Here is a 1,082-nt window from a genome sequence, read left to right on the forward strand (position 1 = left end):
ATCACCGACGTGGACCTGGTGCAGTCGCAGTTGCGGATCGCGTCGGGGGAGTCGCTCGAGGACCTGGGACTGCGGCAGGAGGACATGCGCATCCGCGGTGCCGCGATGCAGTGCCGCATCACCACGGAGGATCCGGCCAACGGCTTCCGGCCGGACACCGGTCGCATCACGGCGTACCGCACGCCGGGCGGAGCGGGCATCCGACTCGACGGGGGAACCACCCTGGGTGCCGAGGTGAGCGCCTACTTCGACTCGATGCTCGTGAAGCTGACCTGTCGCGGACGGACGTTCGAGGACGCGGTCGCGCGATCGCGGCGAGCGTTGGCCGAGTTCCGTATCCGCGGCGTGTCCACCAACATCGGGTTCCTGCAGGGTCTGTTGCAGGAACCGGACTTCCGGGCGGGCAATGTCACCACGTCGTTCATCGAGGAGCGCCCGGAGCTGTTGGCGGCCCGCTCGTCGGCGGACCGCGGCACCAAGATCCTGCGATACCTCGCGGACGTGACCGTGAACAAGCCGCACGGTGAACGCCCGAGCACGGTGTATCCCCAGGACAAGCTTCCGAACGTCGACCTGTCCGTGGCGCCGCCCGACGGATCGCGCCAGCGCCTGCTCGAGCTCGGACCGGAGGGCTTCGCTCGCGATCTACGCGACCGAAAGGCGTTGGGGGTCACCGACACCACGTTCCGTGACGCGCACCAGTCGCTGCTGGCCACGCGGGTGCGCACCTCGGGGCTGCTGATGGTCGCCCCCTACGTCGCGCGCACCACCCCGGAGTTGTTGTCGGTGGAGTGTTGGGGCGGCGCGACGTACGACGTGGCGCTCAGGTTCCTGCACGAGGATCCGTGGGAACGGCTCGCCGCGCTGCGGGAGGCGGTCCCGAACATCGCGTTGCAGATGCTGCTGCGGGGGCGCAACACCGTCGGCTACACCCCCTACCCGGAGCGGGTCACCTCGGCGTTCGTCGAGGAGGCCGCGGCGACGGGCGTGGACATCTTCCGCATCTTCGACGCACTGAACAACGTCGATCAGATGCGCCCGGCCATCGACGCGGTCCGCGCCACCGGCACCACGATCGCCGA

1 pseudogene is annotated in these 1,082 nt (G+C 69.3%); it reads left to right on the forward strand.

Going from position 1 to position 1,082, the window contains the following annotated elements:
* Positions 1–1,082, forward strand: a pseudogene (locus BMZ18_RS19020) (pyruvate carboxylase); the annotation flags it as partial.

The sequence above is a fragment of the Rhodococcoides kroppenstedtii genome, from assembly GCF_900111805.1.
In the GTDB taxonomy this organism is placed as follows: domain Bacteria; phylum Actinomycetota; class Actinomycetes; order Mycobacteriales; family Mycobacteriaceae; genus Rhodococcoides; species Rhodococcoides kroppenstedtii.